The sequence below is a fragment of the uncultured Kriegella sp. genome, from assembly GCF_963975415.1.
Lineage (GTDB): Bacteria > Bacteroidota > Bacteroidia > Flavobacteriales > Flavobacteriaceae > Kriegella.
Genome location: NZ_CAXBGN010000006.1, coordinates 18,595 through 34,194, shown reverse-complemented (window position 1 = coordinate 34,194; position 15,600 = coordinate 18,595). Strand labels below are relative to the sequence as shown.

The 15,600-nt window shown below is 40.7% G+C and carries 11 protein-coding genes; 3 read left to right on the top strand and 8 right to left on the bottom strand.

Annotated features, from left to right (window positions below):
• Positions 1-137: 137 nt before the first annotated feature.
• Positions 138-1,277 carry a FecR domain-containing protein gene (locus AACZ88_RS14250; RefSeq protein ID WP_339711552.1) on the bottom strand — a complete coding sequence of 380 codons (1,140 nt, stop codon included), beginning with the start codon at positions 1,275-1,277 and terminating at the stop codon, positions 138-140.
• A 183-nt stretch (positions 1,278-1,460) separates the two neighbouring features.
• Here AACZ88_RS14250 and AACZ88_RS14245 point away from each other — a divergent pair, with 183 nt between their 5' ends.
• Positions 1,461-2,006 carry a sigma-70 family RNA polymerase sigma factor gene (locus tag AACZ88_RS14245; RefSeq protein ID WP_339711550.1) on the top strand — a complete coding sequence of 182 codons (546 nt, stop codon included), beginning with the start codon at positions 1,461-1,463 and terminating at the stop codon, positions 2,004-2,006.
• A 43-nt stretch (positions 2,007-2,049) separates the two neighbouring features.
• Here the strand turns inward: AACZ88_RS14245 and AACZ88_RS14240 are convergent, their stop codons facing one another.
• The 7 genes from AACZ88_RS14240 to AACZ88_RS14210 all read right to left on the bottom strand — a co-directional run bounded on the left by AACZ88_RS14240 (position 2,050) and on the right by AACZ88_RS14210 (position 13,031).
• Positions 2,050-3,645: a sulfatase gene (locus AACZ88_RS14240; RefSeq protein ID WP_339711548.1), complete on the bottom strand. Its 1,596-nt coding sequence runs from the start codon at positions 3,643-3,645 to the stop codon at positions 2,050-2,052.
• Between the two features lie 129 nt (positions 3,646-3,774).
• Positions 3,775-5,250, bottom strand: a complete 1,476-nt coding sequence (locus tag AACZ88_RS14235; protein ID WP_339711546.1) for a RagB/SusD family nutrient uptake outer membrane protein — start codon at positions 5,248-5,250, stop codon at positions 3,775-3,777.
• Between the two features lie 10 nt (positions 5,251-5,260).
• Positions 5,261-8,263, bottom strand: coding sequence for a TonB-dependent receptor (locus AACZ88_RS14230; RefSeq protein ID WP_339711545.1), 3,003 nt, complete (start codon positions 8,261-8,263; stop codon positions 5,261-5,263).
• Positions 8,264-8,502: 239 nt separating this feature from the next.
• Complete coding sequence (locus AACZ88_RS14225) at positions 8,503-9,624, bottom strand: hypothetical protein (protein ID WP_339711543.1); 1,122 nt, start codon at positions 9,622-9,624, stop codon at positions 8,503-8,505.
• 129 nt (positions 9,625-9,753) lie between these two features.
• Positions 9,754-10,596: a sugar phosphate isomerase/epimerase gene (locus AACZ88_RS14220; protein WP_339711542.1), complete on the bottom strand. Its 843-nt coding sequence runs from the start codon at positions 10,594-10,596 to the stop codon at positions 9,754-9,756.
• A gap of 20 nt (positions 10,597-10,616) precedes the next feature.
• Positions 10,617-11,885: an MFS transporter gene (locus AACZ88_RS14215; protein ID WP_339711540.1), complete on the bottom strand. Its 1,269-nt coding sequence runs from the start codon at positions 11,883-11,885 to the stop codon at positions 10,617-10,619.
• Between the two features lie 261 nt (positions 11,886-12,146).
• Positions 12,147-13,031: an AraC family transcriptional regulator gene (locus AACZ88_RS14210; protein WP_339711538.1), complete on the bottom strand. Its 885-nt coding sequence runs from the start codon at positions 13,029-13,031 to the stop codon at positions 12,147-12,149.
• A 427-nt stretch (positions 13,032-13,458) separates the two neighbouring features.
• Between AACZ88_RS14210 and AACZ88_RS14205 the strand changes: the two genes are divergently transcribed.
• Complete coding sequence (locus tag AACZ88_RS14205; protein WP_339711536.1) at positions 13,459-14,517, top strand: ThuA domain-containing protein; 1,059 nt, start codon at positions 13,459-13,461, stop codon at positions 14,515-14,517.
• Positions 14,518-14,543: 26 nt separating this feature from the next.
• Entirely contained in the window at positions 14,544-15,593 is a 1,050-nt protein-coding gene (locus AACZ88_RS14200) for a TIM barrel protein (protein ID WP_339711534.1), read from the top strand.
• Positions 15,594-15,600 lie beyond the last annotated feature (7 nt).

The following is a 15,600-nucleotide window of genomic DNA, read 5'->3' as shown; positions in this document are numbered from 1 at the left end:
TTTGAAAAGGTCGTTTAATTGATTATTCTTAAATCGGGAAATGGTCTCAAGCATTTTCCGGTTTTTTTTGAACTTTCTTTACTTCTTTATAAAGGTCAAAGCATAGGCAATCGAATTATTTGAGTTCATGATAATATTTAATCTATTGTGATGTTTCCCTCTTTTATGGTATACTCAAAAGCATAAATTTCTCCAATCGACCTCATAACATCTTCTATACTCTCAATGTTTACATGAAAATGAGCGTTCAGTATTTTATCACCTAGTAGGCTATTATTATTCTTAATGGTAACATTGTAACTACGCTCTAGTTTTTTTGCCATTGCCGAAAACGAGGTGTTCTTAAAAACCAGCTCTCCCTTAATCCATCCTGTATACTGCGTAACATCTACATCTTCGGAAGTGGTGGCGTACGACGCTTTATTCCAAGCTCCCTTTTTACCAGGAACAAGCACTATATTATCTGATGGTATCAATGAGTTCGACATGCTTACCGAACCCTCGACCAAGACAGTTTTAATCTCGGCATCTTCTTTATAGGAAGATATATTAAACTCGGTACCCAGTACTTCAACCGCCACTTCTTCGGCATGCACGACAAAAGGGTGGGCCTTATCTTTCGTCACCTTAAAATATGCTTCCCCTTCGATAAAAACTTCCCTTTTCCCATTGTTCATAAATTTGACGGGGTATCTCATCTTGGTTCCTGAATTAAGATGAACCAACGTGCCGTCGGACAACTCAACATCAAAAATTTTCCCAAAAGGAATTTCCAATTCGTTATATACCAGTTCGTTCATTTCCGAATCTGACCTATAACTTATTTTATTGCCATTCTGCACACCTAGCACTTTTCCGGAAGTAGAAATTATTTGTTGACGCTCTCCCTCTTCGATAACTTTAACCTCATCGCCTCCCATTCTTAATTTGATGGCAGTTTCCGAAATGGGAATTTCGGGTTTAATATTTTGACTTTGATAGGCAATGTACCCAATGGCCAGTAAGCCAACAAAAATGGCGGCATACTTTAGAAGTGGTTTCAAAAAGGGGAATCTTCGTTTTTTAGATACCGTCATTTTCTGCAAAAGTTGATTCCATTCTTCTTCGGTATCCATATCTTCCAAAAAATCCAATGCTTCCGAAAGTAAATTTTCACGATAAAGGGTATCGACCATTTCGCGTTCACTTTCCGTCAGACCTTCAAGCGCATCATTTTCCAATTCTGGAGCATCTTGAATACTTTTCAAAACGGATTTTAACTTATCTAGGCCCGACATTTTAAGGTTGTTTCTTATATGTTACCAAAAAAACAAAATAGGGTGACAAAAAGATTAACTTTTTTAAGAATTCGATAAATTTTCCCATTAAATGAAATTAAATTATTATAATTGAAGCCTTAAATTGAACCAGAGCACAATTACCCATTCTAAAATAGTTAGTTCAATATTGGGAGAATCACCATGTTACCAAACAAAAAAGACCACACTGATGAAATGGGACAGCTCTTTAAAGAGCATTATCCCTTACTGTGTTTGATTTCCTTCGGAATTACGAAGGATAAAGATGCGGCAAAAGATGTGGTACAAGATTTTTTTATCTCCTATTGGCAACGAAGAACATCGGTATCGATCACAACTTCTTTTAAAGCGTATGCAATTCGTGCCGTAAAGAATTTAAGCTTGCTTTCCTTAGAGAAGGAGAAAAAAGAAAAATTGTTATTACAAAATTTAAACATTACCGATTACGAAGAGCCTAAAGTTTTTGCCCTACCCCATTCTAATAGTAAAGTTCTAGCGTTACTAAATGAATTACCCGAAAGTAGAAGGGAAATATTCATTTCAGCTATTCTTAACGGACAGAGTTATGCCGAAATAGCCGAGAATCAAGGCATATCTATCAACACTGTTAAAACCCAAATGAAGCGGGCCTACGCCTTTCTCAGAACTGAAACCGCCGAGAATCTTTTGCACATTCTTATTTGGTCGATTCTTGTTTTTGCAAATTAAGATCTTAAAGTTAAATCGCACTGATATCTCGTTTTAATCTAATTCAATCTTTGGTCACCTTACTCCCCCACCAATCTTCATTCGGCCTGAAATCCTCAGATAAAAAATTGAGCCGTTCCGCTTCCAAAGCGGGCCATTTCTCTTTAATGATTTTGCTATGCCTTTCTTCTGCGAGTTTCGCATCAAAATCCGGGTCTTCTGTCGGCATATTGGCTCCGACCTCCTGAAGCCAATCCAATAGCTTTTTACTTAGGTTCTTTGCAATTTCAGGATGTGCATCAATCACGTTTGATTGCTCGCTACCATCTGAAGCCAAGTTATAGAGTTCTTCGCTATCATCTTCCCAATAATGGATAAGTTTCCAGTCCTTTTCACGAATAACCGAAGAAGGGTTTCCCCCTTGGTTTCCATAATGTGGATAATGCCAAAACAAAGGTCTGTCAATATCCATTTGCTTTCCTTCCAAGATAGGTTTAAGACTGACACCGTCTATATGTTGTTCTGGCAACATAGCGACGCCTGCAAGATCAAGAAGTGTCGGATAGAAATCGGTACCAATAACCGGAAAATCACTTTGTGCCCCCCCGTTCTTCAACCATGGTACTTTTATAAAATAAGGTTCTCGAATGCCCCCTTCCCATTGATACCCCTTACCGCCCCGTAACGGAAGGTTTGAAGTAGAGAATGCATCACCTGAGGCCACGCCTCCGTTATCGGAAGTAAAAACCACAATAGTATTTTCTTCCAGCCCTGAACTCTTTAACGCCTTTAGCACCACACCTACGGCATCATCCATACTTTCGACCAGCCCTGCATAAATAGGATTGTCTTGCACCTGACGAATGGGCAATACGCGTTCCATTTTATAGCCAGTATCGGCTATACCCTGATCTTCAGCCTTGTCTCTGTACTTTTGCCATTTTTGTTCGGTCGTCTGTATCGGTCCGTGTACCGCATAGAAGGAAAGAAAAGCAAAAAAAGTAGAATCTTTATGCTGTTTGATAAAATCAGCGGTTTCGTTGGCCAGGCGCATGGTCAGGTTTTCCCCGTTCTCTTTATTGGGTAATTTAGGATTGTCCCAAGGAGAAAAATAACCGCCCATAGGACTACCCTTGTCCCAACCTCCTTTATTAATTTCAAAACCATGATTTTCAGGGTAGGAGCCTTCAGCTCCTAAATGCCATTTTCCAGAGAAAAAAGTTTTGTAGCCTGCCGCTTTCATGGCCTCGGCCAAACTAATATCGTTGGCTGGCAGACTATGCACATACTCGGCAGGAAGCAATTTATCATGTCGATTATGTTTGCGCCATGCCGTACCTGAAGCCGCACCGATCCAATCGGTAATACCATGGCGTGCCGTGAACTTGCCAGTCATAAGACTGGCTCTCGAAGGACTACAGACCCTACTTGCCGCATACCCTTGTGTAAAGACCATGCCCTCTTTGGCAATCTGATCTACATTCGGAGTCTCATAGAACGTACTGCCCGTAACGCTAAGGTCTTTAAGCCCCAAATCATCGACCAATATAAAGACAATATTCGGTTTCTTTTCCGCTTCCTTCGCCGCGGAATTGTTATTCCGGCATCCAAATAAAGTAAGCGTACACAGTACTAAAATTGCATCCCTTAAATAATTCATATTCATTCTCTTTAAACCCTTCACATTGTGGTCAATCAACCATTTGAAATTGTATTCAACGCTTATTGGGTTGTCTTTTTCACTATTTCCCTTTAAGCTTATTTGGCATACGCCTCGTATTTGCACCGTTTAATAACCCGGGTTCTGCGTCAAACTTCCCTCTGAAATTTCACGTTCTCGAGCAGGTACCGGCAACAAAACATGATGCTCCTGGATGTTCGCCGCAGGTGTTTCCATATGGGAATCATTTACATTGCGTATGGTTTCAACAAAAATACCCCATCGCAATAAATCAAATTTCCGATGCCCTTCAAAACCAAGCTCCGTTGCGCGCTCTTTTCGAATGGCCTGTCTAAAGGATTCTTGATTAAGCCCAGCTAAGGGTGATAGCCCTGCACGATCTCTGACCAAATTTATAAATTGATAAGCGGCAGCAGGGCCATTCAATTCATTTTCAGCCTCTGCACGCATCAATAGAACATCTGAATACCTAATTACATAGGTATTCTGACTTCCATTGTTACTCTTAGGAGGATCACCGTCGGCATTAAGATATTTTCCTGAGATAGGCCCTGCACCCGGTGTTCTCGGTGATTCTAAAATGTTCCCATTTAACTCTGTAACATAGCTAATATCCTTTCTCAGATCCCCCGCTTCAAACATGGCCAAATAATCGGTCGTCGGAAGCATATTTTCCCATCCACCACCAACAGCATTCGTAGCACCCACAATTTCAGTATCTCGAGAGGCCGTCCAACTCTGTTTGAAGTCGTTGCGTTCATTTTGTTCGAATTGTATATCAAAGACTATTTCGTTTACCAAGTTACCATTCTTGTCGGGCATGGGCACATATTCCGCATTTTGGCTCCACAAGCTGTTATAGTCGGCCACTAACCCGAACATACCCGAGGCAATCACTTGGTGCGCCCTAGTTGCTGCTGCTTCCCATTCCCCTTGAGTCAAATGGACTTTTGCCAACAAAGCTGTAGCCGACCATTTTGTCGCCCTGCCGAGGTCTTCACCGACATAATCATTGGGCAATACAGCCAATGCCTCGGTCAGATCCTGTTCGATAAGTGTGTACACTTCTTCGACTGTGTTTCGCGTAATTCCGATCAAATCTTCTGTATTGATAACAACCTCGTTAATTATAGGAACATCACCATATACCCTTACCAGTTCAAAATAATAGAATGCCCTTAAAAACTTAGCTTCCGCAATCAATCGTTGTTGCAACGCTTTATCGTTCATCTCAACATCAGGTACAAATTGTATCACGGTATTGGCCAAGGCGATACCCTGAAAATTCTGTTGCCACATAGCCGTCGCATCACCGTTATTAGGGTTAAGATCTAAAAACCACGACACCGGCCGCATATTGTGCTGCCCTTGAAAGGCAATATCACTCGGGGTAAAACCGTAGTAAAACGATATAATGCTACTATGCAAACGGGTATAGGCAGCTGTTGTTGCTGCCACCGCATCTTGTTCGTTAGCGGGGAAACTTCCAGGAACCAAAAAATCTACTGGCTTTTCAGTAATGATGTCATCACAAGATGTAAGCCCCGCAAAAATTACCAGAATTATAACTATTATTTTTTTCATCGCTTTATTTTTAAAAGGTCAAACTTAAACCAAGGGTAAACGAACGGACCGCAGGATCTTGGGCCTGATCGTATCCTCTTCGGGCGTTTTCGTTTCCTCTATTAATTTCAGGATCGTAACCACTATAATTATCGAACAATAATAAATTAGTGCCACTTACATATACCTTGGCATTTTGAAATACCGGCACGTACTGCGTAGGAATATTGTAACCCAAACTTATATTACGCAAACGTAAAAACGAACCATCTTCGACGATTCCAGTTTCGGGCACCACTTCTGTTCTAAAAACACCTCTCACCGAAGGCACGTCGGTATCAGTGTTCTCTGGTGTCCACCTATTGGCGAACATACCGCTCACGTTATTGTCAAAAGCCGTATTTATTCTAGAGTCTGTCTCATTAAAAATATCATTGCCTAAAACAAAAGACCAATACATAGCGAATTCTAGTCCCTTATAGGTAAACGTATTATTCATGCCGCCGAACAACTTAGGGTGTGGGTTCCCGATGATGGTTTGATCATCGGCATCTATTATACCATCTGGCACACCATCTGGTCCGCTAATATCTTCAAAGCGTTTTCCGCCTGGAAATACACCCCTACCTTCTACTCCAGCGGCATCGATTTCCGCTTGGCTATTCCAAATTCCATTTCGAATATACCCATAAAATGCACCAAGAGGCTCTCCCTCTTTTATAACCGCGGACGGTTGATTCAAGACCCCTCCAAAACGATTTATCAAAAGCTCACCATCTTCATCGGGAATGGACACCACCCTATTCTTATTCGTTGATATATTAAAACTAGTGTCCCACCTAAAGTCGCCTTTGTCGACATTAATGGAATTTATAAAAAGTTCAAACCCTGAGTTCTCAATAGTACCAAAATTCGTTGGAATGATCGCATCGGGAACCCCGGCCAACCATAAAATTTCTTGGTCAGTAAAAAGGTCGTTCGTTTCTTTATGATAATAATCTAAAGTAACCTGTAAGCGATTATTAAAAAAGGAAGTATCAATACCCAAATCTAATTGATCAGTGGTTTCGAACTTTAATTGGTCATTACCCAATCTATTCAATCCAATGCCGTTGGTAATATCCCCACTATTTCCAAAAAGGTAGGTAAACCCTGCTCCTAATCGGGCTAATGAAGTACCACCTGAGGCAGGATTGCCCAATCTACCATAACTTGCCCTAAATTTCAAATCATCGAAAATCTTTAAATTTTCAACAAATTCTTCCCTTCCAGCATTCCACGCAATTGCCACAGAGGGAAAAGTACCCCATTTGCTATCTTTAGCAAAGTTTGAAGACCCATCGACCCTACCGTTTAAGGTTACCCTATACTTGCCTTTATAACCGTAATTTAAACGGAACAGAAAAGACTCCACTCCGAATTCATTTGCAAATGAACTGGCGTTCGACCTATCTGATCCCGCATCAATGTTATTGTACTCAAAAAAGTCGGTAGTAAACCCTCTCGTCTGCACGGAACTTCCTGAATTAAAAATCCGTTGTCTGGTATATCCTAAAAGGCCGTCTACATCATGGTCACCGAAAGAGGTATTATAGCTCAGGGTTTGTTCAACCAGAACACTTAAGTATTCAGAATTCCCAATGGTTGCAGTACCTCCATCATTTCTTTGACTGAATAGTGTAGATGGCGCATAATCTTCACTTTTGTCGAGAGAAAGGTCGGTGCCGAAATTGAATTTGTATTTCAAGTGTTTAACTGGCTCCAATTCGGCATAGAGCGTACCCAATATTCTTGTTCTAGTGTCTAAGTTAATGTTTTTAGCGGCATTTCCGACCGGGTTCTCCGCATTGAGTTCGGCACTGGCTGTTTGAATAGTATATTCCCCATTTTCATCGAATACCGGCAATGTTGGAAACCAGCCCGCAATATTGATGATGTTACTGCTTCTTGGCACCTGCGTACTTCTCGAAATCGTTACCGAATTGCCTACTTTAAGTATTTTATTCAGTCGATAATCGCCGTTCATTCTAAGTTGATACCTTTCTAGATTACCACCTCTAAAAATACCATCTTGATTAAAATAGTTTCCTGAAACAAAATATTGTGCTTTTTCATTTCCGCCGGAAGCCGACAGGGTGTGACTTGTCATTGGCGCACCATTTCGATACACCTCTTCTTGCCAATTAGTTCCCTCACCAAAAGATGCTGGGTTAGGATAAGCTTCCGTACCCTGAACTTCGTTTTGCCAATCGGCAAATTCTGCACCATTAAGAACATCCAAAAAACGTGACGGTGATTGAAAAGTCGTAAAAGCGTCATATGTAAATTTTGACTGCCCGGCTTTACCCCTTTTTGTGGTGATAAGTACAACTCCGGCAGAGCCCCTTGATCCATATAGGGCGGTGGCCGAAGCATCTTTTAAAACCTCGACCGACTCAATATCGAGTACATTAATGTCGGACGAATTTCCTGCTCCGATCAACCCATCGATAACAAAGAGGGGCGAACTATTTCCTGAAATAGAGTTCGTACCCCGAATACGTATCGACGCGGCTGCACCCGGCTGGGAAGATGTAGGTGTTATTTGTACCCCTGAAACCTTTCCCCTTAAAGCATCATCTAAACGTACCGATGGTGTGGCATTGATTTCATCTGTTTTAATTGAGGCAACTGCTCCGGTCAAATCCGATTTTTTTACCGTACCATAGGCCACTACTACGACTTCGTCTAACTGGGCGGCATCTTCAGAAAGGGTGATAGCAATCGATGATTGCGAACCAACAGCTACTTCCTTCGTTATATATCCAACGTATGACACTTGTAGAACTGCAGAAGAACCAGCTACAACAATAGCGTAATTGCCATCAAAATCGGCTGTTACACCATTTGTAGTTCCCTTTTCCACAATATTCGCCCCTGGTAACGGCAATCCACTTTCGTCGGATACCACACCAGTAATTTGGTTTTGAGCCATAGCTACTTGCGTACATAGTAGCATTACCATAAAGTAGAAATAGATTCTTTTTTCGTTCATCCTTGATTGATTTTTAACTGGTTATACTATAGAATATCGACATTCTCAACATCTATCAAAAAGATATTGTAGCTATTTAAAAGAAGAGCGCCCAATTAAGGTTTTCAAAAACGAATAAAGTATGTATCTGTCATTTACTCTTACTTAAGTAAACACTCATTTAGCAGTATTGCACTCACCTAAATCTATAAACTTTAAACAATATCATTGAAATGCCTTCAGGAAAAAAAGAAATATTCTCACTGAAAACTCTCCACCTTCAATTGTTTTTGATCCCAATATTCGTCACTTCTAAACTCGAAAGCGGTTGGGTTATAGGAACCCACCAAGTTTACGTTAGTTTTTGAGGGTACAGGCAAGTCAAGGGTCCAATACACCGCATTTACAATCAGTCTTCGCGTACCTTCTATTGTGAAATCTACAGCGGAAAAAGCAGTAGAGGTAAATGCCTTTCCTTTTTCCCCTCCAGGTATTTGATAGGTTCTTGTCCAAGCTACAGGCATTATCGGATCGTTGAATTTCACACCTTTCTTGTTCGTATCGGCCTCTTTATCGTCGGTAGGTCTCATTCCATAGAACATATCGTTCTCATCGAACTCCCCGGCCCTATCCATCACTTTACCATAAATAATGGGTTCGGCATCTCCAGGCAAAGGTAAGCGAACACCATATACATCGGCGGAGGCCCATACATCGCCATCTTCAATGCCGTTGGCAAGTCCGTTACGCTTTCCGGCCTCGGCTACCATCCCTTTGGTACTTTGATGTTTGTGACGGCCATGATGGTTGATCCAATGCTCACCCAGAACGACTCGGCCAAAACCATCAGTCCATCCGGTCATATCACCTTTATAAGAGTTTCCGTAATGTTTATAAGCAGAAACATCCTCCTTCTTAAAATTAAAGGCATGCGTAGCTGTTCGCAATCCGATAACGGGTTTACCCAATTTTAAATAATCATCGATATGTTTCATTTGGTCGTCTGGCAAAGCTCTAAAACGAGTAGAAATAATCATCAGGTCAGCATTGTCTAGGGCTTCCAACCCAGGAATATTATTGACATAATTGGCATCTATTATTCCAGGATGCTCAGGATCTTGGGCAAACAATACCGTACAGTTGAAACCGTGGTGGGCCGACAAAATTTTAGCCAATTGCGGCATAGACTCCTCCGAACGATATTCTTCATCCCCCGAAATCAAAACAACATGCTTTCCATTTTCATCCGAACCTTCGAAAGTCAACCATTGCTTGGGTGTTTCGGTCGCCTCAACTTTTGTGGTTTCTTCAGCTTTGGTTTCTTTTTGTTCTTTACAGGCGAACATCAAAAAACAAATAATAAAAGGTAGTAGATTTTTCATCTGGGGATATTTTTTTATTTAACAAAACAGATATCATAGTTTCATCTGTACTTAATTACTCTCAAGAAAAATTCATGAATGCCCAATTTAACCAATCGACATTGCCATGAGCTCTTTTAATGGAATGCGCTAATCAATACCCATTCCGTTCTTAATCAACTTCAAACCCTCGGTATAAATTTCCTCTGAGGGCGAATAGTCACGCCATACGTTAATGGCATTCGCAAACTCTGGAATAATGGTACTAAAGGCCTCAATGGTCAACCAGCCGTCATAGTTTATTTCTTTCAGAGCTGAAAAAGCATCATTGAAATTTATCTGACCACTACCCGGTGTTCCACGATCATTCTCACTAATATGCACATGTTTTAAATGAGGTGCAATAGTCTTTATCGCCGAAGACTGACTTTTCTCTTCAATATTCGCATGGTGCGTGTCGAACATAGCCCCCAAGTTGGGGTGATTGACCGCTTCTACCATGGCGCCTAAATCGGCCATGGTGTTATAAAGGTAACACTCAAATCTATTAACTGCCTCAGGGGTAAGTATAATGTTGGCTTGCTTTGCATATTCTGCTGCATGCCAAAGCATTTCATTACTCCACTGTTTTTCCTCAATTGTGGGTGGTTGACGGGTAAAATAGGCAAAAGTGGAATGAAAAGGCCCACATATCACCTCTACATTAGCGGCGGCTGCCATATCGATAGTCCATTTCAATTGTTCTAAACCTGCCGCCCTAACTTTCTTGTCAGGACTCGCAATATTCTGATCAGGTGATAAGGCACCTACTGCCGTGACTCCCATATCAATACTGGAAAAATGGTTTCCTAATTTTGAATAGTGCTTTTCATCACCTTCTCCTAAAAATAATTCAACGCCGTCATACCCTGTTTTTTTTAAGGTATCGACAATACTAAAATGTTGCTCTGTGACATGGTTTGTCCAGAGCAACATATTCATTCCAATTTTCATGCTTAAATTTTATGGATTATCTAGAGATCTGTAACTGGTTGGTCACTACTAGCTTCAGCGGGGTCGGTACTTTTTCTATTTTTGACCCAAAACCAAAGTATGGCGAACAAAACAATTAAAATTGCCGGAAACGAGACCATTGTGCCCAAAGTATCTTGACCAGCCACCAATTCAAGTTCATCTCCTGTAAGTCCTTGTGCGGCAGCTTCAGCTTTATCAGCATCGATCCAGCCTCCAATTATGGGTTGAAAAATAGAAGAGGAAAACATTCCGACTGCACCAAGAACCGACAAACCTAATGCACCACTTTTTGGAATTTTATCGGCAATGAATCCCAACATGTTCGGCCAAAAATAAGCGATTCCCAATGCAAAAAATATTGCCGCTACATAGGCCATTGTTCCCGTTTGAGTGCTAAAAAGAAATATACCTATAGTGGCTAAAACTGCCGAGCCCAAAAGAACCCCCGTCTGATCGAACTTCTTTACTACATCACCACCAAAATACCGGGCAACGGCCATAAGCCCCGTAGTCAAAGCCAAAATAATCATAGGTTTGGCTCCACTCTTCGCAAGAATGAGGCCTACCCATTGCTGCGGACCGAACTCTGAAATTGCCGTTAAAGACATACATATAACCATAAAAAGGAACAAAGGCGAAATCATGGCCTTAAAATTGCCCGAAAGTGTTGCTGCCTCGTCTACTTTGGCTTTAGGCCAAGGCTGGCCAAAAAACAAATAGGCATAAATCAATGTTGGAATCATAATTATCCATATTTGGGTTTCCCAACTTATAGATGAAGATGTCATAAATTCAGAAATAAGACTTCCGAGCATTATACCTCCTGGGAACCACATATGAAAGCGGTTCATCATCTTACTCATTCTATTGCCTTGGTAGGCATCGGCAATCATCGGATTACAGGCAGCCTCTGTACACCCGTTGCCCAAACCTATCAGCAAAGTCGAAATCAACAGGCCTGTATAACTACCCGAATATATAGTAAGAATTATACCAAGGGCATGGGCAAAAAAAGCAAACTGCATAATCGCTTTACCACCTACCTTATGATAAATTAAACCTCCAACGACCATCGACAATGGAAATCCTAAAAACCACATTGAGTTAATAAAGCCCAACTGTTCTGCCGTTAAACTTAGCTCTTCTCCTAGTTGAGGCAATATTCCGGCCCTTATACTAAAAGAAAAGGCGGTAGTGATCAACGCAAAACAGCTACCATAAAAAAGTCTATTGGCGTTTAAGCCTGCTCGATTACCTGTAGATTCCATTGGTTAAATAGTTTTAAAATTTAGATTATTGTTTTTATTATCAAGAATTGGTCAATGCTTTATGAACCTGTAAGTTTACCATTTTTTTTTATGATATTCATAATTTTTTACGAATACACTTGTCAAATTACTGATTTACAAGCCTTTATTTTAAAAATAACAACAGTTTAGTCTTACAACTTTCGAAATCAAACAAATCTAAAGCAAAAGGAAACTTCAAGATTCCTATATTTTGTTAAAAGGTGACACTTTTTTGTCTTATCAGGAGATACTGGTCTTAATATTTAAAAACAACTTGCGATACTCATGGGGACTCATATCGGTAATCGCCTTAAATTGCCTATTAAAATTAGACAGGGCATTGAAGCCACATTCATAACTGATTTGCGAGATGTTGAAGTTATCTTCGAGCAACAGTTTACGGGCATGACCAATTCTTATTTCGTTTACAAAACGCGTGAAGGTTTTATTCGCCCTTGGTTTAAAATAGCGACAGAATGAAGTTGTGGTCATGTTCAACATCAGGGCAGCCTCTTCCAAGGAGATTTTGGTCTTGAAATTAGTCATTACGTATTCATAGACCATGCGCATTTTTTCTGCGTCATCGCCTTTAAACACGTTCACATAACCAGGACTCGATAGTAAATTATAATCTTCACTACTGGCCAAAATATCCAATATTTCAAGCAATTTAATTATACGCCGAAATCCTTTTTCATCGGCAATTTGCAAAAACAATCCATTGATTTCATCTCTAGTTTCACCATAAAACTCCATACCTCTTGAAGCGTTCTCGACAAGTTTGTTCAAGTTATAAAACTCCTCTCGATCCAACAACGATTCACTTAAAAGCTCATGATCAAAATAAATGACCAACCCTCTTGTTGTCAGTTTGCTATCCTTTTCAAAATAAGCATCATCACTACGCCATAAATGAGGTAGATTGGGGCCAGTAAAAACAAGATCCCCTTCTTCGAAACTATGCACATGATCACCGACAAACCGGGTTCCCTTTCCTTTGACTATAAACGAAATTTGGAACTCAGGATGAAAATGCCAATTGGGGTTAAAGTACGGCCCCACAAGATCTTTAAAGACAAAAGTCTCTTTAGAAGTAAGTGTTTTTTCTATATTTGGGGTACTCATAAATTTTCTCTAAAATCGAAATTTAACCAAATATAAGACAAAAAAGTGTCATCTTTTAGTAAGATACAGGAAATATCAAAACCGATAGTATTTTAGCTTTGTACAGCTAAATTTTAATTGTCAAATTATATCCTAACAATTTTTGTCAATAGTGCATAAAATATGATAATAAATTTAGATATTGACACACAGAATGATTTTAGGAAGGTCTCTGGTATTTTAACCTTTATGCGAACTTTGATTTCTTATAACACTAGTAAATTTACTTGCAAAATTAATTGACCAACAAGTGTTATAGCTTTGTATTATTATGTCAAAATCATTATTTTATCGCTATTCTTTTTATACCAAAAACGCAAAAATTATCATGTGGTATTTTTTTGTGATAGTACTTCTTTGTTCTTGCGGGGATCACATGAAAAAGAATATGGCTGTGCACACAGCTAGTATTTCACAAGACAGCCTATCGGAAAATTTCAATATAGCCCTTGAAAAAAGCCTGCCGATACAGAGCGAAGCGAATATTGACAAGTATCGTGTAACCTACAAAGGAAAAAAAGGACCAGGAAAAAACAGAAACATTGTTTTTATTGCAACAGACCACGAATACAGAGGAGAAGAAACACTTCCTGCGTTAGCAAAAATCCTTGCCAAGAGATACGGCTTCACCTGTACCGTTGTCTGGGCTTTAGATGACCAAGGCAACATATTCCCGGGCAGTTCGAACCTTAAAGGCCTTGATGCGCTTGAAACAGCCGACCTCATGGTAATCTTTACACGGTTCGCGAATTTCGAAAACAAACAAATGCAGTTTATAGACGATTACCTGCGTAAAGGGCGCCCGGTGATCGGCCTCAGAACGTCTACGCATGCTTTTAAAAATTCCGATAACCCCAATTGGGGCCATTACGATTATAAATATGAGGGCGAAAAAGAAGCTTGGCATGGAGGTTTCGGAGAGGTGGTTTTAGGTGAAACCTGGGTAGGGCATTACGGCAAAAACCATCAGCAGGCTTCTAAATTAATCACGGAAGACACAAATAAATTGCATCCGATTATGCGCGGGGTAGAAAATGCTTGGGCCCAATGCGGAGGTTACAACGCTTACCCCCAAGGAAAAGATTTAAAAATATTGGCCCGTGGCAGGGTCTTGAACGGAATGACCCCCGATTCACCGGCAGACGATACCAAAGAAGAGCTTCCAGTTGCATGGGTTCGCACCTACCAAATAGCATCAGGCAAACCTGGACGTGCATTTACAACTACACACGGTGCTTCCGAAGATATTCTCAGTGAAGGCTTTAGAAGGATGCTTATTAATGCCTGCTTCTGGGGACTTAAAATGGAAAATGAAATTAAACCCAATAATAGTATTGATTTTGTTGGAGAATATAAACCAACTACTTTTAACTTTAAGGGCTTTCAGAAAAATGTCAAACCGTCTGACTTGGCGGATTGGAATTCTGTAATAATGCCCAGAAAATAATTAAGAAACGATTAAAAACAACAGTTATGCCAGAAAACAACTATCCTAAACTCCACAACGCTTCGTGGCCCGGTGTGGTAGGGAAAGGACCAGATTCAGAACCACCAATTTCCATCGACACCATGATTGAAATGACTGCGAATGCCGAAGTTGACGGAGTCAAGTTCGACGGATTCGATCTTTTTGCTGCAGACCCTCATTTAGATATCGACTCCAATGATGACGGCATCAAACAATTGGTAGACAAGGCCAGGGCCAAGAACTTGGAAATTGGAAGTTTGGTAGCCCCGGTTTGGGCCGGTACCGGAGGAGGATCAGCTATGGGCTCTCGAGATGAACGCAATCAATTTGTAACCCAAGTACGCAAAGCCTGCGTAATAGGCAAGAAGCTGCGTGATCTTGGCATACGACCCAATGGAGTCATACGCATAGATTCATCGGTCGACCCTTCAAGCTGGGCGGCAGACCCGACGGCCAATACAAAATTGATAGCACAAACCTTTAGGGAGGCTTGTGATGTGGCAGCCGATTATGGCGAGTCACTTGCTGCCGAAGGCGAGATTTGCTGGGGTGGAATGCACGGCTGGAAAACAATGGTAAATACGCTTGAAGCAGTGGATCGTCCCAACATCGGATTCCAAGCAGATATGGCACATACCTTATTATATCTATTGGGGTACAACAAAGAAGATGAAAGAATACTGCCCAAAGACTTTGATTGGAACGACCGTGCCACTTTGACCGAAGGTTTAAAAACGGTTACAGCCGCCCTTCGCCCTTGGACAATCGATTTTCATGTAGCACAGAATGACGGTACCGTATTCGGCTCTGGATCACATGATAAAACAGGAAGACATTGTCAAGCCTCCGATCCTAACGGAAAATTAGATATTGCCGTAGATGCAGGTCATTGGTTACGTGATGAAAACGGAAATATTACCAAAAAAATAAGACATATCTGCTGGGACGGATGTATGTTCCCGAATGATGTTATGATGCAGCCAAAAACATGGAACGATATTTTGGGTGCTATGATAAAAGTTCGACAACAACACGGATGGTACGAGGCACCTTAAGACAATA

What these genes read in the sequence shown, in the direction of transcription:
- AACZ88_RS14250 (WP_339711552.1), bottom strand. Translation starts at nt 1,277, where the DNA reads ATGTCGGGCCTAGATAAGTTAAAATCCGTTTTGAAAAGTATTCAAGAT.
- AACZ88_RS14245 (WP_339711550.1), top strand. Translation starts at nt 1,461, where the DNA reads ATGTTACCAAACAAAAAAGACCACACTGATGAAATGGGACAGCTCTTT.
- AACZ88_RS14240 (WP_339711548.1), bottom strand. Translation starts at nt 3,645, where the DNA reads ATGAATTATTTAAGGGATGCAATTTTAGTACTGTGTACGCTTACTTTA.
- AACZ88_RS14235 (WP_339711546.1), bottom strand. Translation starts at nt 5,250, where the DNA reads ATGAAAAAAATAATAGTTATAATTCTGGTAATTTTTGCGGGGCTTACA.
- AACZ88_RS14230 (WP_339711545.1), bottom strand. Translation starts at nt 8,263, where the DNA reads ATGAACGAAAAAAGAATCTATTTCTACTTTATGGTAATGCTACTATGT.
- AACZ88_RS14225 (WP_339711543.1), bottom strand. Translation starts at nt 9,624, where the DNA reads ATGAAAAATCTACTACCTTTTATTATTTGTTTTTTGATGTTCGCCTGT.
- AACZ88_RS14220 (WP_339711542.1), bottom strand. Translation starts at nt 10,596, where the DNA reads ATGAAAATTGGAATGAATATGTTGCTCTGGACAAACCATGTCACAGAG.
- AACZ88_RS14215 (WP_339711540.1), bottom strand. Translation starts at nt 11,885, where the DNA reads ATGGAATCTACAGGTAATCGAGCAGGCTTAAACGCCAATAGACTTTTT.
- AACZ88_RS14210 (WP_339711538.1), bottom strand. Translation starts at nt 13,031, where the DNA reads ATGAGTACCCCAAATATAGAAAAAACACTTACTTCTAAAGAGACTTTT.
- AACZ88_RS14205 (WP_339711536.1), top strand. Translation starts at nt 13,459, where the DNA reads ATGGCTGTGCACACAGCTAGTATTTCACAAGACAGCCTATCGGAAAAT.
- AACZ88_RS14200 (WP_339711534.1), top strand. Translation starts at nt 14,544, where the DNA reads ATGCCAGAAAACAACTATCCTAAACTCCACAACGCTTCGTGGCCCGGT.